Origin of the sequence: Pseudomonas sp. TH10 (assembly GCF_016651255.1) — a bacterium.
Lineage (GTDB): Bacteria > Pseudomonadota > Gammaproteobacteria > Pseudomonadales > Pseudomonadaceae > Aquipseudomonas.
This window is the reverse complement of sequence record NZ_JAEKEG010000041.1, coordinates 15,760-35,862: the sequence shown is the minus strand read 5'-3', so window position 1 is coordinate 35,862 and position 20,103 is coordinate 15,760. Positions and strand designations below refer to the sequence as shown.

At 60.5% G+C, this 20,103-nt stretch carries 15 protein-coding genes and 4 pseudogenes; 13 read left to right on the top strand and 6 right to left on the bottom strand.

The window, feature by feature from the left end; translation table 11 throughout:
• A partial coding sequence (locus tag JFT80_RS06515; protein ID WP_201147311.1) for a TfoX/Sxy family protein occupies window positions 1-207 on the top strand: 207 nt, incomplete at its 5' end.
• A 249-nt stretch (window positions 208-456) separates the two neighbouring features.
• Here the strand turns inward: JFT80_RS06515 and JFT80_RS06510 are convergent.
• The 4 genes and pseudogenes from JFT80_RS06510 to JFT80_RS06495 form a co-directional block, all read right to left on the bottom strand.
• Complete coding sequence (locus JFT80_RS06510) at window positions 457-1,341, bottom strand: ChaN family lipoprotein (protein ID WP_201147310.1); 885 nt, start codon at window positions 1,339-1,341, stop codon at window positions 457-459.
• A 21-nt stretch (window positions 1,342-1,362) separates the two neighbouring features.
• Window positions 1,363-2,130, bottom strand: a complete 768-nt coding sequence (locus JFT80_RS06505; protein WP_201147309.1) for a heme ABC transporter ATP-binding protein — start codon at window positions 2,128-2,130, stop codon at window positions 1,363-1,365.
• Complete coding sequence (locus JFT80_RS06500) at window positions 2,130-3,113, bottom strand: iron ABC transporter permease (RefSeq protein WP_201147312.1); 984 nt, start codon at window positions 3,111-3,113, stop codon at window positions 2,130-2,132. Before JFT80_RS06500 ends, JFT80_RS06505 begins: the two co-directional genes overlap by 1 nt.
• Window positions 3,114-3,163: 50 nt before the next feature.
• Window positions 3,164-4,035, bottom strand: a pseudogene (locus tag JFT80_RS06495) (hemin ABC transporter substrate-binding protein).
• A 165-nt stretch (window positions 4,036-4,200) separates the two neighbouring features.
• Here JFT80_RS06495 and JFT80_RS06490 point away from each other — a divergent pair.
• Entirely contained in the window at window positions 4,201-4,518 is a 318-nt protein-coding gene (locus tag JFT80_RS06490) for a Rieske (2Fe-2S) protein (protein ID WP_201147308.1), read from the top strand.
• On the opposite strand, the gene sfsA is transcribed toward JFT80_RS06490, so the two are convergent.
• Together sfsA and JFT80_RS06480 are read right to left on the bottom strand one after the other, a co-directional pair.
• Window positions 4,515-5,228, bottom strand: a complete 714-nt coding sequence (gene sfsA / locus JFT80_RS06485; protein ID WP_201147307.1) for a DNA/RNA nuclease SfsA — start codon at window positions 5,226-5,228, stop codon at window positions 4,515-4,517. The two genes, JFT80_RS06490 and sfsA, sit on opposite strands and share 4 nt — an antisense overlap.
• Complete coding sequence (locus tag JFT80_RS06480) at window positions 5,228-6,400, bottom strand: pyridoxal phosphate-dependent aminotransferase (protein ID WP_201147306.1); 1,173 nt, start codon at window positions 6,398-6,400, stop codon at window positions 5,228-5,230. Before JFT80_RS06480 ends, sfsA begins: the two co-directional genes overlap by 1 nt.
• Window positions 6,401-6,734: 334 nt before the next feature.
• On the opposite strand from JFT80_RS06480, the gene dksA reads away from it, so the two are divergent.
• From dksA to pgi, 11 genes and pseudogenes are all read left to right on the top strand, one after another.
• Window positions 6,735-7,178 carry an RNA polymerase-binding protein DksA gene (dksA, locus tag JFT80_RS06475; protein ID WP_141127898.1) on the top strand — a complete coding sequence of 148 codons (444 nt, stop codon included), beginning with the start codon at window positions 6,735-6,737 and terminating at the stop codon, window positions 7,176-7,178.
• A 226-nt stretch (window positions 7,179-7,404) separates the two neighbouring features.
• A pseudogene (gene gluQRS / locus JFT80_RS06470) lies at window positions 7,405-8,300 on the top strand (tRNA glutamyl-Q(34) synthetase GluQRS).
• A gap of 77 nt (window positions 8,301-8,377) precedes the next feature.
• The gene (locus JFT80_RS06465) at window positions 8,378-8,554 is read left to right on the top strand and encodes a hypothetical protein (protein ID WP_003176118.1); all 177 of its coding nucleotides are present in this window, start codon (window positions 8,378-8,380) and stop codon (window positions 8,552-8,554) included.
• Window positions 8,538-11,492: a sensor histidine kinase gene (locus JFT80_RS06460; protein WP_201147305.1), complete on the top strand. Its 2,955-nt coding sequence runs from the start codon at window positions 8,538-8,540 to the stop codon at window positions 11,490-11,492. Before JFT80_RS06465 ends, JFT80_RS06460 begins: the two co-directional genes overlap by 17 nt.
• Window positions 11,493-11,514: 22 nt before the next feature.
• Window positions 11,515-12,954, top strand: a complete 1,440-nt coding sequence (locus JFT80_RS06455; protein ID WP_201147304.1) for a sigma-54 dependent transcriptional regulator — start codon at window positions 11,515-11,517, stop codon at window positions 12,952-12,954.
• A 734-nt stretch (window positions 12,955-13,688) separates the two neighbouring features.
• Entirely contained in the window at window positions 13,689-15,089 is a 1,401-nt protein-coding gene (locus tag JFT80_RS06450) for a polynucleotide adenylyltransferase PcnB (RefSeq protein WP_201147303.1), read from the top strand.
• A 4-nt stretch (window positions 15,090-15,093) separates the two neighbouring features.
• Window positions 15,094-15,573, top strand: a pseudogene (gene folK / locus JFT80_RS06445) (2-amino-4-hydroxy-6-hydroxymethyldihydropteridine diphosphokinase); the annotation flags it as partial.
• A 379-nt stretch (window positions 15,574-15,952) separates the two neighbouring features.
• Window positions 15,953-16,753, top strand: coding sequence for a 3-methyl-2-oxobutanoate hydroxymethyltransferase (gene panB, locus JFT80_RS06440; RefSeq protein ID WP_201147302.1), 801 nt, complete (start codon window positions 15,953-15,955; stop codon window positions 16,751-16,753).
• Window positions 16,750-17,611 (top strand): annotated as a pseudogene (panC, locus tag JFT80_RS06435) (pantoate--beta-alanine ligase). Before panB ends, panC begins: the two are co-directional and overlap by 4 nt.
• Before the next feature lie 92 nt (window positions 17,612-17,703).
• Window positions 17,704-18,084, top strand: a complete 381-nt coding sequence (gene panD, locus JFT80_RS06430) for an aspartate 1-decarboxylase (protein WP_201147301.1) — start codon at window positions 17,704-17,706, stop codon at window positions 18,082-18,084.
• Window positions 18,085-18,307: 223 nt separating this feature from the next.
• Entirely contained in the window at window positions 18,308-19,972 is a 1,665-nt protein-coding gene (gene pgi / locus JFT80_RS06425; protein WP_201147300.1) for a glucose-6-phosphate isomerase, read from the top strand.
• Window positions 19,973-20,103 lie beyond the last annotated feature (131 nt).

Here is a 20,103-nt window from a genome sequence, read left to right as displayed (position 1 = left end):
GGCATTCACAGCGCCTCGGACTTGCGTCGCCTCGGGGCGGTGGATGCCTATCGCGCCGTGCGCACGCGCGGGTTTCGAGCGTCCAAGGTGTTGTTGTATGCGATCGAAGGTGCGCTGATGGACGTGCACTGGAACGATATTCCTGCGGAGCGAAAGGAAGCACTGAACAAGCAACTGGAGGCCATCTCTTCACGGCACAAGAACTGAATTGCCCGCTGACTGGCCTGGAAGCCTCTGACTACGTGGCTTTCAGGGCAATTACAAATTAACGATCAATCAGCTGTTGACATGGTAATGAGAATCGCTATGATTATCACAACTGGTCGCGAGATCAGTCGATATTCTGAAAAGCCCTTGGTTCGGACTCTCAGATTATCTCCTCATCAGGCTAATCACGGTTATTTGACCCGGTTTTTTACCGGGTCTTTTTTTGCCCGCTGAAACATGCCCGGCCTTTCATTTTTTGCGGGTTTTCCCGAGCTGCTTGCGCATCTGCTTACAATAATCCGGCGCCTTCACCTTCGGCGTATACCAGACATAATCCGCCATCCCCACCGTGACCTCACTGCCCTGCTGAGCCAGCATCAACACCGTCGCTCCCTCCTGCGCCCCCAGATCCATCAGATGGATTGGCACGCCGACATCCTTGCGCGCATGAAAAGCGCCAGCGAACAGCAAGGCAGGCTCCGGCGCTGCGAGCAGGCGTTCGGCCATGCGTCGGTCCCGTTGTTGCTGGACCGCCAGCATCGCGGGCAGTTGCGACTTGGGCAGCAGGCCGCAATGGGAGTCGCGGACTTGCTTGAGCAGTTCATCCTTTACGGCCTCTGCGCTGGACCGAGAACCGCTTGGCATCGCCGGGTGGGTATACGCCGCACGGACTTCCAGCGGGTCCAGATTTGCGGCAAGCAAGGGATACGGCTGGGTCAGGGCAAACTGAATGATGGGCCCGTACAGCGCCCAGTCCCAACCTTCCTGCCAGGCCAATGCATCGCGCAAATCCGCCGGGGGCTTGGAGGCCTGGCGAACCTGATCGACATGCGGTTGTTGGTCCGGGGTGAGCATTTCGAGCAGCAGGCTGCCTTGGGTTCGTTGCTCACCCAAGGCTTGCAGCAACCACAACTGCAAGGCGTGGTGATCACGATTGTCGTGTTGCTCGCCCACGATCAGCCGCGATGGCCTGGCCAGCGCCGCCAGCAGTTGCTCTGCCGTCAACACCTGGCCAGTGCGCAGGTCACGAATCTCCCCGGCCACAGGAGGCGGCGGAGGTGGAGCAGGTGGCGGCGCGGAAACATGCGTACAGGCCCCCAGCAGGAGCACCACCAGAATCAAGACTGCGCGCATGTTTACGCTCCTATGACAGATTCAACGAGCAATGATCAGCGGATGTCCACGCTCCGGATGCGGCTGCACCAGCACTTCGAGCCCGAACACTGCCTTCAGCGGCTCCGGGCGCAATACCTGCTCGGGCGTATCCAGCGCCACCTGCCGGCCGCCTTCGAGCAGCAACAGGCGATCACAATAGCGCGCGGCCAGGTTCAGGTCATGCAGGATCACCAGCACTGCCGCGCCCCGGTTGGCAAATTCGCGCACGGCTTGCAACGTGGTGTGCTGGTGCAGCGGATCGAGCATTGAGGTCGGCTCATCGAGCAACAAGGTCTGTCCTGCCTGCCCCGGCCACAACTGCGCCAGCACCCTGGCCAGATGCACCCGCTGGCGTTCGCCACCCGACAGTGCCAGGTAGCTGCGGCCGCTCAAGTGACCGGCGTCAGCGGCCTGCAAGGCGGCAGTGACGATTTCGTCATCGCGCACTCGACCGGTTTGATAAGGCAAACGGCCCATACCGACAACTTCCTCGACACGGAAGGCGAAGTCCAGCGTCGAGACTTGCGGCAATACGGCCAATCGCTGGGCTCGCTGGACACCCGTGCACTGGCTCAACTCCAGCTCATTGAGCCAGACGCTGCCGTGATCAGCCTTCAACTCACCGCACAACGCCCCCAGCAAAGTACTTTTGCCGGCACCGTTGGGGCCCAGCACGCCGAGCACCTCTCCAGGCTTGAGCTCAAGCGTGATGTCCGTCAGCACCGCCTTGGTGCCCCTGCGGATTTGCAGATTCTGCGTACGCAGCATCACACGCGCCTCCGGACCAGTAGCAATAGAAAGAACGGGGCGCCGATGAACGCGGTGACTATCCCGATCGGCAGCTCGGCCGGCGCCAGGGCCAGACGGGCGACCAGATCGGCAAACAACAGCAGGCTGGCACCGGCCAGTATCGAAGCCGGTAACAGCACCCGATGGTCGGGACCGGCCAGCAGTCGCACCAGGTGCGGCACGACCAACCCGACAAAGCCGATCATGCCGGCCGCCGCCACCGCCGCGCCGACCCCCAGCGCGGTGCAAAACACCAGCTCGCGCTTGAGCCTTTCGACGTCGATGCCCAGGTGGCCGGCTTCGGACTCGCCCAACAATAACGCGTTCAGCGCCCTCGCCCGGCGTGGCAACCATAGCGCCACGCCGACACTGACCAGTAACAAGGGCCAGAGTCGCGAGTAACTGGCGCCATTGAGGCTCCCCAGGTTCCAGAAAGTCAGAGTGCGCAGGGTGGCGTCATCGGCCATATAAGTGAAGAGCCCGACGGCCGAACCCGCCAACGCTGTCAGGGCGATACCGGCCAACAACATGGTCGCGACATTTGTCTGACCGTTGCGCCGGCCCAGTCGATACACCAGCGCGGTCACCCCCAGCCCACCGAGGAAGGCACACAGCGATAACAGATACGGCCCGAAGGACTCTGGTAGCCCGCCAAATGCCGAGCCGCCGACAATCGCGATGGCCGCCCCCAAGGCAGCGCCACTGGAGACCCCCACCAGCCCTGGATCGGCCAGCGGGTTGCGAAACAAACCCTGCATCGCCACGCCAGACAGCGCCAACACCCCGCCTACCGCCAGGCCCAGCAGGGTTCGGGGCAGGCGAATCTGGCCGAGGATCAATTCAGCCTGCTCCAGGCCCTCAGGCGCAATGGGCACACCCACCATGCGCAAGCCGGCGCGCAAGGTATCGACCAAGGGCAGGCTGACCGGCCCGAGTGCCAACGACAACCAGATAGCCAGCAGGCACAACAGGCTCAAGCCAATGAACAGGGTTCGGGGTTTGACCAGTACGTTCATTGCGCGGACATACCCGGGTAGAAGCCGTCAGCGAGCGACCTCAACGCATCGGGCAAGCGCGGCCCCAGCCCGCCTACCAGCAAGGTCGGATCCAGCTGGATGACCCGCCCGTTCTTGGCGGCAAGGGTCGAGGAAAGAATCGGGTTTTCCCTGAACAACGCCGCGCGGGCCTCTTCACCTGTCAGTACGCGATCGGCGAACACCAGCACCTGCGGATTGAGGCTGGCCAACGCTTCGACGGAAAACGGCTTGTAGCCGGTATGAGTTGCCAGGTTGTGCCCGCCGGCCTTCTTCAGCATCCAGTCTGCGGCCGTGCCCTGGCCGGCGATCAACGGTTTGCCACCGGCATGACCGACCAGCAACAGCACTCCGGGAGCCTTTTGCCTGAGCTGCGCCTGGGTCACCCGAAGCTGTTGCTCGTCAAGTTGCGAGCGATAGGACTGGAACGCCCGGGACGCCTGCTCCTCAGCACCCAGCAATTTGCCCAGGTGCTGCAAATTACCCTGCAATGCCGCCAGGTCAGGCTGGGCCGAGAACAATTCGACCTGCACCCCCGCAGTGCGCACCTGCGACAACACCGGTGGTGGCCCCATCTCCTCGGTCCCCACAAGAATCTGTGGGCGCAGGCTCAGAATGCCCTCCGCCGACAGCTGGCGCTGATAGCCAATGCTCGGTAACGCCTTGAGCGCTGGCGGGTGCTGGCTGGTGGTGTCGACCCCGACCAGCTTCGACTCTCCCCCAGCACGCTGACCCACTCCGACAACGCGCCGCCAGCACTGACCCAACGTTGCGGCAAATCAGCCGCTGCAGCCTGGTGGCTGACTAAAAGTCCGACACACAGCACAGCAACGTGGGTACTCAGGCGCATGCACAGCTTCCTTGAATGAGGTTTTCCCGCGCACGCGGATGCCAGGCCAAGTATCCTCGGCGTCTGTCAGCCACCCTTCGGGTGAAGGGCGCCATTTGATAATTGTTTGCATTTAAACGTCAAGCTCGGACATATCCGGACACGAGCAGACATTAGAGGATAGCCATGAAGTTTCTGTGCGCGGGCGCCGATCTGGCCGAGGCCGGTAGCCGCGGTTTTGAAATCGACGGGAAAAAGCTGTTTGCCGTGCGCCGCAACGGTCAGGCGTATGTCTATCTGAATCGCTGTCCGCACCGAGGCGTGGGTCTGGAATGGCATCCCGACCAGTTTCTCGACCCGAGCAACAGTTTGATTCAGTGCGCTACCCATGGCGCACTGTTTCTGATCGAGGACGGTGAATGCGTCGCCGGGCCTTGCGCCGGGCAGTCGTTGACGGCCATTGACTGCCGTGAAGATGCTCAGGGCCTGTGGATCAATGTTTAGCCGTTGAGCAGCACATCGAGGCGGCGGTCGATCACCATCTCTTCATGGTTTAGCCGTACGCCGTAAGCCAGCACTTCAACACCACAGGCGACTGCTTCACGCAAGGCATCGGCGTAGGCCGAATCGATCTCCTCGGCGGGCCGTACGGCCTCAATCCCGCTGAGATTCACGCAATACAACTGCACCGCGCGAATGCCGTCCCGCGCCAGGTGCGCCAGTTCACGCAGATGCTTGGCGCCGCGCTGGGTCACGGCATCGGGGAACGCCGCCACATCAGTACCATCGAAACCCAGGGTGACGCTTTTCACCTCGATATAGGCCGGGCCGCTCGGGTATTCGAGGCGAAAATCGATGCGACTCTTCTCTTGCCCGTAAGCCACCTCACGCTTCAGCGCGGTAAACCCGTTCAGCTCAGTGATAACCCCGGCCAGCAAAGCTTCTTCGACCAACCCGTTAGCCCGCGCGGTGTTCACGCAAAACAAGCGGCCTTGCGGGGTTTCGCCGATTTCCCAAGTGCCAGGCAGTTTGCGCTTCGGGTCGTTGGAGCGACTGAACCAGACCTGCCCGCCTTCGACTTGGCAATTGAGCATCGAACCGGTATTCGGGCAGTGAATGGTCAACAACTCGCCGTCAACGGTCTCGATATCAGTGAGAAAACGCTTGTAACGACGAATCAGTCGCGCCTCTTCCAGAGGAGGATAAAAACGCATCAGCCTTGCCAACTCTTCAAGCCACGCGCAATCCGTTCCACCGCTTCCTGTAAGCGAAGGAGGTTTTGCGTGTAAGCAAAACGCACATGATGGCTGGCCTGATAGCGTCCGAAGTCCAGCCCCGGGGTAAACGCAACATGCTCGGTTTCAAGGAAATGTCGGCAGAACGCGAAGGCATCGCCGCCGAACTTGCTGATATCTGCATAAAGATAGAATGCGCCCTCGGGCTCCACGGCAATGTTGAAACCCAGCTCGCGCAACGCCGGCAGAAGGAAATCCCGACGACGACCGAACTCGGCACGACGCTCTTCCAGAATCGCGATGGTGTCTGGTTCAAAACAAGCCAGTGCCGCGTATTGCGCCATGCTCGGCGCGCTGATGTAGAGGTTCTGTGCGAGTTTTTCCAGCTCGCTGACCGCCGCCTCCGGAGCCACCAGCCAGCCGAGGCGCCAACCGGTCATGCCGAAATACTTGGAGAAACTGTTCAACACAAAAGCGCTGTCATCGACTTCCAGCACGCTGGCGGCATCGGTGCCGTAAGTCAGGCCGTGATAGATCTCGTCCACCACCAGATGCCCGTGCCGGGCCTTGATGGCTGTGGATAACCCGGCCAGCTGATCGCGGGTCAGAATCGTGCCGGTCGGGTTGGCCGGCGACGCGACCAACGCGCCAACGCTGTCGTGGTCCCAATGCCGTTCGACCAGATCCGGGGTCAATTGATAACGCACCTCTGGGCCGACAGGCACCAACTGCGCCGCGCCCTCGACCAAGCGCAGAAAGTGGCGGTTACACGGATAACCGGGATCCGCCAGCAACCAATGCTTGCCCGGATCAACCAGCAGCGCACTGGCCAGCAGCAACGCACCCGAACCGCCCGGCGTGATCAGAATTCGCCGAGGATCGATGCTCAAGCCGTAGCGTTGCTGATAGAACCCCGAAATAGCCTCGCGCAACTCGGGAATCCCGCGCGCCGCCGTGTAGCGCGTCTTACCCGCCGTCAGCGCCGCTTGCCCGGCACGGATGATCGGCTCGGCCGTGGTGAAGTCCGGCTCGCCGATTTCCAGGTGGATCACGTCGTGCCCCTCGGCCTGCAATTCATTGGCCCGCGCCAGCAACGCCATCACATGAAACGGTTCGATCGCACGACTGCGCGCACTGTAGGGCTGAGCCATTGGATTTCCTTCGACGGCGAAAAAGAGACGATTCTACTCATCTCCCGGAACGAGCGAGAACCCGCCGCGGTCTCAGCCTCAAGAACGCTGGACTGTAACGATATGAGCGTACGCTCCAGGATTGACTAAAATCAGTGATTGAACAGGTCTCCCGCACCGCCAGACACGGCTTGCCAAACATTTGCAAGCGCCACCCGCCGGGGCCTCGACATCCGGGAGTAGCGCAGGCCGAATTGATCTGGTAAGTTCGCCCGCTTGCAGCCGCAGGGCCGGCAGGTGTCGGTGATGGAGCAATCCTGCGCAATGGATTACAAGAGTAGAGGCGGTCCATTTCATGCCCACCCAAGCAAAGCAACAGCAGCAAACGGCGATCACTGGCTTCGAACCCTATGTTCAGGCCAAAGACGAAGAGTACATGGGCAAACCCATGCGCGCGCACTTCACCAAGATCCTGACCAAGTGGAAACTGGACTTGATGCAGGAAGTCGACCGCACTGTTGATCACATGAAGGACGAAGCAGCCAACTTCCCCGACCCGGCCGACCGTGCCAGTCAGGAAGAAGAGTTCGCCCTCGAACTGCGCGCCCGTGATCGCGAGCGCAAGCTGATCAAGAAGATCGACAAGACGCTGCAGTTGATCGAAGACGGTGAATACGGTTGGTGCGATTCGTGCGGCATCGAGATCGGCGTCAAGCGCCTCGAAGCCCGTCCTACCGCCGACATGTGCGTCGACTGCAAGAACCTGGCTGAAATCAAGGAAAAGCAGGTCGGCAAGTAATCCCGACCTGAACGAAAAACGGAGCGTGCGAACGCTCCGTTTTTGTTTCTGATGTTTGTGTTACCTGATACGCCTATAAAATCGCCATCACTGTAGGAGCGAGCTTGCTCGCGATGAACCTGAGAACGCCCCGAGGTATCAGGCTTGCAGCGTTATCGTTGACGACCTTCGCGAGCGAGCGCCTACAGGTTGTTTGGCGCCAGCCAGGAAAAAGTAACGTTACCCCATGACTGCCATCGCCTCTCCCACCTACACCGGACGCTTCGCCCCCACGCCCAGTGGTCACCTGCACTTCGGTTCGCTGGTCGCCGCGCTGGCGTCCTACCTCGACGCGCGCTCGGTGGGCGGGCGCTGGCTGATGCGCATGGAAGACCTGGACCCGCCCCGGGAAGAGCCCGGCGCCCAGGCGGCAATTCTCAAGGCACTGGAGAGCTACGGTTTTGAATGGGATGGCACGGTGGTGCGCCAGAGCGACCGCCACGATGCCTATGCCGAGATTATCAGTCGCCTGTTCAACCACGGCCTGGCTTACGCCTGCACCTGTTCGCGCAAACAACTCGAGCCCTATCACGGCATATACCCGGGGCTGTGCCGCAATGCTGGCCATGGAACCGAGGATGCAGCGATTCGCTTGCGCGCCCCGAACTGGAATACCACTTCGTCGACCGTGTACAAGGCGAATATCGGCAGCACCTGGGCCGTGAGGTCGGCGATTTTGTGATCCGCCGCCGCGACGGCCTGTATGCCTACCAATTGGCTGTGGTCCTCGATGACGCCTGGCAGGGCATCACCGATATCGTGCGCGGAGCCGACCTCCTCGACTCCACGCCGCGTCAGCTCTACTTGCAGGAATTGCTCGGCCTGTCGCAACCGCGCTACCTGCATATTCCGCTGATCACCCAGCCCGATGGCCACAAGCTCGGCAAATCCTATCGCTCCCCGCCACTGACAGAAGATCAGGCAACCCCCTTGCTCCTGCGGGCGCTGCGCGCACTGGGGCAAACGCCCGGTAGCGAACTCGCGTACGCCACCCCGCGAGAGGTGCTGGATTGGGGGAGCGCGCACTGGGATGCAAGCAAGATCCCGCGCACACTGACCCTGCCCGATGCGCAACTGCTATGACGACACTTGCAGTCGCGCCGCCATCCGTTACCATCGCCGCACGTTTTCGGGCACGCGCATAAAAAAGAGAGGCCGGGATGTACATCTATCGCTTGGTCCTGCTTTTAGTCGTGGGGATCTACCTGTTTTCCCCCGCCATCATGGATTGGTGGATCGACGCTACGGGCGCCTGGTATCGCCCTTATCTGCTCTGGCTGATCCTGATTGTCGTGACCTTCATCCTGCAGAGCCAAAAAGATGCCGATGAGCTTTAGCCTGACCCAGATGATCCTGGTCAGCGCCGCCTACCTGGCGGTGCTGTTCGGCGTAGCCTGGATCAGCGAGCGGGGCATGATCCCGCGCGCAATCATTCGCCACCCGCTGACCTACACCTTGTCGCTGGGGGTCTACGCCAGCGCCTGGGCGTTTTACGGCACGGTGGGCCTGGCCTATCAGTACGGCTACGGCTTTCTGTCCAGTTATCTCGGCGTGTCCGGCGCGTTTCTGCTGGCGCCGGTGCTGCTCTATCCGATCCTGAAGATCACCCGCACGTATCAGCTGTCGTCGCTGGCGGATCTTTTTGCGTTCCGCTTTCGCAGCACCTGGGCCGGCGCGCTGACCACGATCTTCATGCTGATCGGCGTACTGCCGTTGCTGGCATTGCAGATCCAGGCGGTGGCCGACTCTATCGGCATTCTCACCCGCGAGCCGATTCAGAGCCGCGTGGCACTGGCGTTTTGTGCGCTGATCATTCTGTTCACGATTTTCTTCGGCTCCCGGCATATCGCTACCCGCGAGAAACACGAAGGTCTGGTGTTCGCGATTGCCTTCGAGTCGGTGATCAAGCTGATCGCGATTGGCGGCGTTGGCCTGTATGCGCTGTATGGCGTGTTCGACGGCCCGCAGCAACTCGAACTGTGGTTGCTGCAAAACCAGACCGCCCTCGCAGCCCTGCACACGCCGCTGCAGGAAGGTCCGTGGCGCACGCTGCTGCTGGTGTTCTTTGCCTCGGCGATCGTGATGCCGCACATGTATCACATGACCTTTACCGAAAATCTCAACCCGCGCTCGCTGGTCAGTGCCAGCTGGGGCCTGCCGCTGTTCCTGCTGCTGATGAGCCTGGCGGTTCCGCTGATTCTCTGGGCCGGACTGAAACTCGGCGCCACCACTAACCCTGAATACTTCACGCTGGGCATCGGCATTGCTGCCAACAGCAAGGCACTGGCGCTATTGGCCTATATCGGCGGCCTGTCTGCGGCCAGCGGCCTGATCATCGTCACGACCCTGGCCTTGTCCGGAATGGCCCTGAACCACCTGGTGCTGCCGCTCTACCAGCCGCCGGCCGAGGGCAATATCTACCGCTGGCTGAAATGGACGCGCCGGGCGTTGATTGTCGCGATCATCATGGCCGGCTACGGCTTCTACCTCTTATTGGGCGCGGAACAGGACCTGGCCAATCTCGGCATCGTCGCTTTTGTCGCCACCCTGCAATTCCTGCCGGGGGTGCTGTCAGTCCTGTATTGGCCAACCGCCAACCGCCGCGGCTTCATCGCCGGCCTGCTCGCGGGCATCCTGGTGTGGCTGGTGACCATGCTGTTACCGCTGGTCGGCAATCTCCAGGGCTTCTACATTCCGCTGCTGAACATGATCTATGTGCTGGATGACACCAGCTGGCACATGGCGGCCATCGCGTCGCTGGCGGCCAACGTGCTGATGTTCACCCTGATTTCATTGTTCACCAATGCCAGCCCGGAAGAAGCCAGCGCCGCCGAAGCCTGTGCCGTAGATAACGTGCGCCGGCCGCAGCGGCGCGAACTGCACGCCGCCTCGCCCCAGGAATTCGCCACGCAACTGGCCAAGCCGCTGGGTGCCAAGGCTGCGCAAAAGGAAGTCGAGCAGGCCCTGCGCGATCTGTACCTGCCATTCGACGAGCGCCGCCCCTATGCGCTGCGTCGACTGCGAGACCGCATCGAGGCGAATCTTTCCGGCCTGATGGGACCAAGCGTTGCCCAGGACATGGTCGAGACGTTCCTGCCCTATAAGGCGGGCGGCGAAAACTACGTCACCGAAGACATCCATTTCATCGAAAGCCGCCTCGAGGACTACCACTCGCGCCTCACCGGCCTTGCTGCGGAACTCGATGCCCTGCGCCGCTACCACCGCCAGACCCTGCAGGAATTGCCCATGGGCGTCTGCTCCCTGGCCAAGGATCAGGAAATCCTCATGTGGAACAAAGCCATGGAGGAGTTGACCGGGATTGCCGCGCAGCGCGTCGTCGGATCGCGGCTGAGCACCATCGCCGATCCCTGGAAAGAACTGCTGCAAGGCTTCATCAACCTTCCGGACGAGCACCTGCACAAGCAGCACCTGGCCCTGGATGGCCAGACCCGCTGGCTGAACCTGCACAAGGCGGCCATCGACGAGCCGCTGGCACCGGGCAACAGCGGCCTGGTGTTGCTGGTGGAAGACTTGACCGAAACCCAGATGCTCGAAGACAAACTGGTGCATTCCGAGCGCCTGGCCAGCATTGGTCGCCTGGCAGCCGGCGTCGCCCATGAGATCGGTAACCCGATCACCGGCATCGCCTGCCTGGCGCAGAACCTGCGCGAGGAGCGCGAGGACGATGGCGAGCTGAAGGAAATCAGCGGGCAGATTCTCGAACAGACCAAGCGTGTATCGCGCATCGTCCAGTCACTGATGAGCTTCGCCCACGCCGGCAGCCATCAGCATAGCGACGAGCCCGTCTGTCTGGCCGAAGTGGCCCAGGATGCAATCGGCCTGCTGGCCCTGAACCGGCGCAATTTCGAGGTGCAGTTCTATAACCTGTGTGATCCCGATCACTGGGTCGAAGGCGATCCGCAGCGGCTCGCCCAAGTCTTGATCAATCTGCTTTCAAACGCCCGCGACGCCTCGCCGCCGCACAGCGCGGTACGGGTCAAAAGCGAAGCCGGCGAACACACGGTCGATCTGATCGTAGAAGACGAAGGCAGCGGTATTCCGAAGAACATCATGGACAGATTGTTCGAACCCTTCTTCACCACCAAGGATCCTGGCGAAGGCACCGGTCTGGGCCTTGCACTGGTCTATTCCATCGTTGAAGAGCATTATGGACAAATCACCATCGACAGCCCGGCTGATGTACAAAGCCAACGCGGCACCCGTATCCGGGTGACCTTACCGCGTCATGTCGAAGCGACGTCCGCTGTGAACTGAGACCGTCGAGAGTATCGAATCAATGCCGCACATTTTGATCGTCGAAGACGAAACCATTATCCGCTCCGCCTTGCGCCGCCTGCTGGAACGTAATCAGTATCAGGTCAGCGAAGCCGGTTCAGTGCAGGAAGCACAAGAACGCTTCACCATTCCGACGTTCGATCTGATCGTCAGTGATCTGCGCCTGCCGGGCGCGCCGGGCACCGAGCTGATCAAGCTCGGCCAGGGCACGCCGGTGCTGATCATGACCAGTTACGCCAGCCTGCGCTCGGCGGTCGACTCGATGAAGATGGGCGCGGTCGACTACATCGCCAAGCCGTTCGACCACGATGAAATGCTCCAGGCGGTTGCGCGAATCCTGCGTGATCGCCAATCGACGCAGAGCAGTGGCGCTGAGCCGGTGACCGGCAAGGCGACGCCTGGCGCGGCGAAAAACGGAGCCGACAACAGCAACGGTGAAATCGGCATTATCGGTTCCTGCCCGCCGATGCAGGATCTCTACAGCAAGATCCGCAAAGTCGCACCGACCGACTCCAATGTGTTGATCCAGGGTGAGTCCGGTACCGGTAAAGAACTGGTGGCGCGGGCCCTGCACAACCTGTCGAAACGCGCCAAGGCACCGATGATCTCGGTTAACTGCGCAGCCATTCCGGAAAGCCTGATCGAATCCGAACTGTTCGGCCACGAGAAAGGTGCTTTCACCGGTGCCAGCGCCGGTCGCGCCGGTCTGGTCGAAGCGGCGGATGGCGGTACTCTGTTCCTCGACGAAATCGGCGAACTGCCGCTGGAAGCCCAGGCGCGCTTGTTGCGCGTGTTGCAGGAAGGCGAAATTCGTCGAGTCGGCTCGGTGCAGTCGCAGAAAGTTGATGTGCGCCTGATTGCGGCCACTCACCGGGACCTCAAAAGCCTGGCGAAAATCGGCCAGTTCCGTGAAGACCTTTATTACCGTCTGCACGTGATTGCGCTGAAACTGCCGGCCCTGCGTGAACGCGGCGCCGACGTCAACGAAATCGCCACGGCTTTCCTCGCTCGCCAGAGTGCGCGCATCAACCGTACCGACCTCAAGTTTGCGGCGGATGCCGAACAGGCCATCCGTCACTATTCCTGGCCGGGTAACGTGCGCGAGCTGGAAAACGCCGTCGAACGCGCGGTGATTCTGAGCGAGAGCCCGGAAATCTCTGCGGATCTGTTGGGCATCGACATCGAGTTGAGCGATCTGGACGACGACGAGTTCATCGGCCTGCCGCCACAAACGGCGGGTAACGCCAGTAACAGCAGCCACGAACCGACCGAAGACCTGTCGCTGGAAGACTACTTCCAGCACTTCGTACTCGAGCATCAGGACCACATGACCGAAACCGAATTGGCGCGCAAACTGGGCGTCAGCCGTAAATGCCTGTGGGAACGCCGACAGCGTCTGGGCATTCCACGGCGCAAGACCGGGGTCGCCAGCGAGAGCTGAACGTTACCTGTCGGGTGTGTGGGTAACGCTTGAAGATGTGAAAAAACTGTTACCTCAGTCAATTCACGTAACAGAAGCCGGGGTTATCGGTAACGAAACCCCGGCTTTTTTTCGCCCCGACAAAACGGTTATATCGACCTAACCCCTTGTTTTATTGGGTTTCGCAAAAGTTGGCACGGCACCTGCTATATGTTTGGTACAAGAACAATAACAAGCAATGCACAAGACAATAAAAATAAGACGAATCGACTCACGCACAATAAAAACAAGACGGCGAGAGGCGCAGCTAACTGATTCTTTTGGAGAGGCGTTGTATTTGGGGCTTGCCCCACGACCAGGCCGAGAACAACAAAAACTGTCCTAAGACAGAGCCTGTACTGGTTGGATCGAGAGATCACTGCAATTCAGCGACCAAAGCAATCCGTTTGCTCTTGGCTCCCGATTGGGAGGGTCACGAAGGAAACGCTTCGTGGCGAGGGCGCTCAACAAAAACAAGAAGCCCGAATCAATAATAAAAAGAGCACGCAACTACTTCTTGGGGAGCTTCGGCTCCCCTTGTAGTTTCTCCCTCCCGGCAAAATCCTTCGAATTTCCCTTGCTCGACCCTTGCAGCTTGCGGCTTACAGCTCAAATCTGCCGTGTCCTACACCATCCCCCGACTAAATGCTAGAATCTGCGCCCATCATGCGGTCATTCTTTGGTATGGCCGAACATTCCTTCAAACAGTGCATCCCATGCTGAAGAAGTTGTTCCAGTCATTCCGAACTCCCGTGCGTCGTACGCAACACATCCGCAGCACCCCTGAAGTGCTCAACAGCGGTCAACACTCGCTGCAGAAAACGCAGTTCAGCCGCTATGCGGTGAATATCGTCGAACGCCTGCAAGGTGCCGGTTACCAGGCTTATCTGGTCGGCGGTTGCGTGCGTGACATGCTACTGGGCATTACGCCCAAGGACTTCGACGTCGCCACCAGCGCCACACCCGAGCAAGTCCGCGCCGAATTCCGCAATGCGCGGATTATCGGCCGTCGCTTCAAACTGGTGCATATCCATTTCGGTCGCGAAATCATCGAAGTCGCGACCTTCCGCGCCAATCACCCACAAAACGAAGACGACGAAGACAGTAACCAGTCTTCGCGCAACGAGAGCGGGCGCATTCTGCGCGACAACGTTTACGGCACCCTGGAAGAAGACGCGCAACGTCGCGACTTCACCATCAACGCGCTGTATTACGATCCGGTCAGCGAGCGCATCCTCGACTACGCCAACGGCGTACACGACATCCGCAATCACCTGATCCGCCTGATCGGCGATCCGAAGCAGCGTTACCAGGAAGATCCGGTGCGCATGCTGCGGGCCGTGCGTTTTGCCGCCAAGCTCAACTTCGGCATCGAAAAGCACACCGTGCAGCCCATTCGCGAACTGGCACCGATGCTGCGCGAGATCCCTTCGGCGCGCCTGTTCGAAGAAGTGCTCAAGCTGTTCCTCTCGGGACACGCCGCAATCACCTTCGAAATGCTCGTCGACCTGCAACTGTTCGCCCCGCTGTTCCCGGCCAGTGCCGATGCGCTGGAACACAACCCGGAATACACCCATACGCTGATCAGCGAAGCGCTGACCAACACCGACCTGCGCATCAAGCAGAATAAACCGGTAACCCCGGCGTTCCTGTTTGCCGCCCTGCTGTGGCCGGCCCTGCCCGCCCGCGTACTGCGCCTGCAAGAGCGCGGCATGCCACCGATTCCGGCGATGCAGGAAGGCGCCCACGAACTGATCGCCGAGCAGTGCCAGCGGATCGCTATTCCGAAGCGTTTCACCATGCCGATCCGCGAGATCTGGGACATGCAGGAGCGTCTGCCACGCCGCAGCGGCAAACGGGCCGATCTGTTGCTGGACAACCCGCGTTTCCGCGCCGGTTATGACTTCCTGCTGTTACGTGAAAGCGCTGGCGAGGAGACTGACGGCCTCGGCGAATGGTGGACTGACTATCAGGATGCCAACGAAAGCGAGCGTCGCGACATGATCCGCGACCTCAGCGGCAAGGATGAAGGCACAGGCGCGCCACGCAAACGTCGTCGCAGCGGCGGCTCCAAGCGCAAACGCGCCGGTGCCCCGAGCGCTTCGACAGGCGAATAAAGGCATGGAACGCATCTACATCGGCATGGGCAGCAACCTTGCTGACCCGGCCGAACAATTGCGCAGCGCCGTCGAGGCGCTGGGGCAATTGCCGCAAACGACCCTCGCCGGTGTTTCAGCCTTCTATCAAAGCGACTCGCTGCTGCCTGGGCAACCGCGTTACACCAACGCGGTCGCGGCGCTCGACAGCTCGCTCGCGCCACTGCAATTGCTCGATGCCTTACAGGCGATCGAGAATGACCAGGGCCGCGAACGCGCGGAGCGCTGGGGCCCGCGCACGCTGGATCTGGACATTCTGTTGTTCGGTGATCGACTGATCGACGAACCACGCCTGAAAGTCCCGCATTACCAGATCCAGGAACGGGCCTTCGTTCTCTATCCGCTGGCCGAACTGGCACCGGCGGATTTGCGTCTGGCCGATGGTCGCTGCCTCAAGGACTTGCTTCTCGCCTGCCCGTTCGTCGGCCTGGAACGTCTCCCCCAAATTGATAAAGATCCCTGCGGGAGCGGGCTGGCCCGCGATGGCGGACCGTCAGTCAACATTGATGTTGAATTCGAAGTCGCTATCGCGGGCAAGCCCGCTCTCACAATGGTTTATGTCGCTTCACTGATCTGCAGCATAAAAACTTGCTGAATCGCATCAGTAACGCCGGTAACACTCCCCTCGTAACATTGCGGTAACACACGCAATTGACTTCCTGTTGGCTCATCACGACTATAGGCGTCCCGCTGCCGCCAACCCGGCACATACGGGCGCAAGCCAGGCCTTATAAGCACGACAAAAGAGCGTGCGCCTGAGTAGATGAAGAATCACGCGCGTTACTCGCAGTAGTTTCCAGAGCGCCTGAACGAGGATTTTTTACATGCCAGCCATCACCCTGACCACGCTCCAGAGCCTCAAGCAGAAAGGTGAAAAGATCACCATGCTGACCTGCTATGACGCGACCTTCGCCCACGCCTGTAATCAGGCGGGTGTCGAAGTGCTGCTGGTGGGCGATTCCCTCGGCATGGTCCTGCAAGGACACGACAGCACCCTGCCGGTCAGCACCGCAGAAATGGCTTACCACGTGGCCTGCGTCAAACGCGGCAATTCGGACGCATTGATCCTCGCCGACCTGCCGTTCATGGCCTACGCCACCACTGAACAAGCCATGACCAACAGCGCCCTGTTGATGCAGGCCGGTGCGCATATGGTCAAAGTCGAAGGCGCATTGTGGCTCGCGGATTCGATTCGCCTGCTGGCTGAACGCGGTATTCCGGTGTGCGCGCACATGGGGTTGACGCCGCAGTCGGTGAACATGCTCGGCGGTTACAAGGTCCAGGGCCGGAGCGAAAATCAGGCGCGGCAGATGCGTGCCGACGCCATCTCGCTGGAACAGGCCGGCGCGGCCATGCTGCTGCTGGAATGCGTACCGAGCGAACTGGCCGCGGAAATCAGCCAGGCAGTGAAAATTCCAGTCATCGGCATCGGTGCAGGTCACGCGACCGACGGCCAGGTATTGGTGCTGCACGACATGCTGGGCCTGTCCATTACCGGGCGCGTGCCCAAGTTCGTGAAGAACTTCATGACCGGACAACCCAGCATCCAGGCGGCCTTGAGCGCCTACGTAGCTGAAGTCAAAGCCACCACGTTCCCGGGCATCGAACACGGATTCTCTGCATGAATACTGTCAAAACCGTACGCGAACTGCGCGCTGCCGTCGCCCGCGCCCGTAGCGAAGGCAAGCGCATCGGCTTCGTGCCGACCATGGGCAACCTGCACAGCGGCCATGTCGCACTGGTGACCAAAGCCTCGCAACGGGTGGACTTCGTGGTCGCGAGCATTTTCGTCAATCCGCTGCAATTCGGCGCCGGCGAAGACCTCGACAAATACCCGCGCACCCTCGCCGCCGACCAGGAGAAACTGCTCCAGGCCGGCTGCCACCTGCTGTTCGCGCCTGGCGTCGAGGAAATGTACCCCGATGGCATGGCCGGGCAGACGCGGGTCAGTGTGCCGCAACTGTCCGAAGGCTTGTGTGGCGCCAGCCGCCCTGGGCATTTCGAAGGCGTGGCAACGGTCGTCAGCAAGCTGTTCAACATGGTTCAGCCGGACCTGGCGATCTTCGGCCAGAAAGACTTTCCAGCAACTGGCGGTGATCAAGTCACTGGTACATGACCTGAATATGCCGATCCAGATCATCGGCGAGCCGACCGTGCGTGCGGCCGACGGTCTGGCACTGTCGTCGCGTAACGGGTTCCTCAGTGAAGAACAGCGGGCCGTCGCGCCGGTTGTGTATCGCACGCTGAGCGAGATCGCCGAGTCGATCAAGCAAGGCGAACGCGACTTCCCGGCGCTGATCCACGCCAAGTTGCAGCAACTGGAAGCCGCAGGCCTGCGCCCGGATTACCTGGAAATCCGCCACGCCCTGACCTTGCGTCCGGCAACGGCTGAAGACCGTGATCTGGTGATTCTGGTGGCCGCCTTCCTCGGCACCACACGGTTGATCGACAACCTGCACCTGAACCTCGACGCGCTCGCCTGAGCACCGCGCCTCCCCTGGGAGCGGGTTTGCTCGCTCCCACAGGGGATCTGCCTCAGCTTTCACTACCCAATTTCGACCCGGGATAACAAAAAATGCACGCGATCATGCTCAAGGCCAAACTGCACCGCGCCGAAGTCACCCATGCGGTGCTCGATTACGAAGGTTCGTGCGCCATCGATGGCGAGTGGCTGGACTTGTCCGGCATCCGTGAATACGAGCAGATCCAGATTTACAACGTCGACAACGGCGAGCGTTTCACCACCTACGCGATTCGTGGCGAAGAAGGTTCGCGGATGATTTCGGTGAATGGCGCCGCGGCGCACAAAGCCAAAGTCGGCGACCGGGTGATCATCTGCGCCTACGCGCACTACAGCGAAGCCGAGTTGCTCAACTTCAAACCGCGCATGCTTTACATGGCTGCGGGCAATGAGCTGAGCCACACCAGCAACGCCATTCCTGTTCAGCTCGCCTGAACCTCCTCATCCTCGTCCGTTTGTCGGACTGTTTCTAACCTTGATGTTAAAAAAGTACCGGAAACAGGTCAGACAAAGTCAAGACAGATCGCAGCGCGAGGTTTACTGTATTCGCCCTGCGCCAATAAATCGTGTCGACGCAGTTTGACCCCATGCCCAAACATGGCATGGCGGTCTGTTCAGTGTTCAAAAGGCCGTTCAAGTAAAAAGGAAAACCGCAGCGATGGCGTACTACCGCACTCCTCACGACGTTACCGCTCTGCCCGCCTGGCAAGCGTTGAAAGATCACCGCCAAGCCATGCAGGATTTCAGCATGCGCGAAGCCTTCAACGCCGATCCGCAGCGCTTCAATCAGTTCACCCTGAGCAGCTGCGGACTGTTTCTCGATTATTCGAAGAATTTGATCAACGCCGAGACCCGCAACCTGCTGGTGGGTCTGGCCAATGAAGTCGATTTGAAGGGCGCGATCAAAGCGCTGTTCGACGGCGAAATCGTCAACTCATCCGAAGGCCGCCCGGCGCTGCACACCGCCCTGCGTCGCCCCGTGGGCGACAAGTTGTCGGTCAACGGCGTCAATGTGATGCCGGAAGTACACAAGGTGTTGAACCAGATCACCGATCTCGTGGGCCGCATCCACGACGGTCTGTGGCGTGGTTACACCGAGAAGCCAATCACCGACGTGGTGAACATCGGTATCGGTGGCTCGTTCCTCGGCCCCGAGCTGGTTTCCGAAGCGCTGCTGTCCTACGCGCAAAAAGGCGTGCGTTGCCACTATCTGGCGAACATCGACGGCAGTGAGTTTCACGAACTGACGCAAAAGCTGCGCGCCGAAACCACACTGTTCATCGTTTCGTCGAAATCGTTCAACACCCTCGAAACCCTGAAGAATGCTCAGGCCGCTCGCGCCTGGTACCTCGCCCAGGGTGGTTCGGAAGCCGAGCTGTATCGCCACTTCATCGCCGTATCGAGCAACAACGCGGCCGCCGTGGCGTTCGGTATCCGCGAAGAAAACATCTTCCCGATGTGGGACTGGGTCGGCGGTCGTTACTCGCTGTGGTCGGCCATCGGTTTGCCGATCGCCCTGGCCATCGGCATGTCCAACTTCAAGGAACTGCTGTCCGGTGCCTTCACCATGGACCAGCATTTCCAGACCGCGCCGTTCGAACAGAACATGCCGGTGCTGCTGGCCCTGCTCGGCGTCTGGTACGGCAACTTCTGGGGCGCGCAAAGCCACGCAATCCTGCCGTACGACCACTACCTGCGCAACATCACCAAGCACTTGCAACAGCTGGACATGGAGTCCAACGGCAAGAGCGTGCGTCAGGACGGCACCCCGGTGTCGACCGATACCGGGCCGGTGATCTGGGGTGGTGTCGGCTGCAACGGTCAGCACGCTTACCACCAGTTGCTGCACCAAGGCACCCAACTGATCCCGGCCGACTTCATCGTGCCGATCGTCAGCTTCAACCCGGTATCCGACCACCATCAGTGGCTGTACGCCAACTGCCTGTCGCAGAGCCAGGCACTGATGCTCGGCAAGACGTTGCCGGAAGCCGAGGCCGAACTGCGCGACAAAGGCATGAGCGAAGAGCAAGTGCACAAACTGGCACCGCACAAGGTGATCCCGGGCAACCGTCCGAGCAACACCCTGGTGGTCGAGCGCATCAGCCCACGTCGTCTCGGCGCGCTGGTTGCCATGTATGAACACAAAGTGTTCGTGCAGAGCGTGATCTGGGGCATCAACGCCTTCGACCAATGGGGCGTGGAGCTGGGCAAGGAGCTGGGCAAAGGCGTTTACAATCGCCTGGTCGGCAGCGATGAGAGCAACGCTGACGATGCGTCCACTCAGGGCCTGATCAACTACTTCCGCGGTCGTCACCGCGGTTAACCTGACGCCGTTGCCTGCGGGGGTACTAACCATGTGAGGAGCTGCGCGAATGCGGCGTATCTTTCAGCATCTGTGCTTCTGACACATCACAATCAGATCGCAGCTCTTCGACAGTTCCTACGAGGATCGCG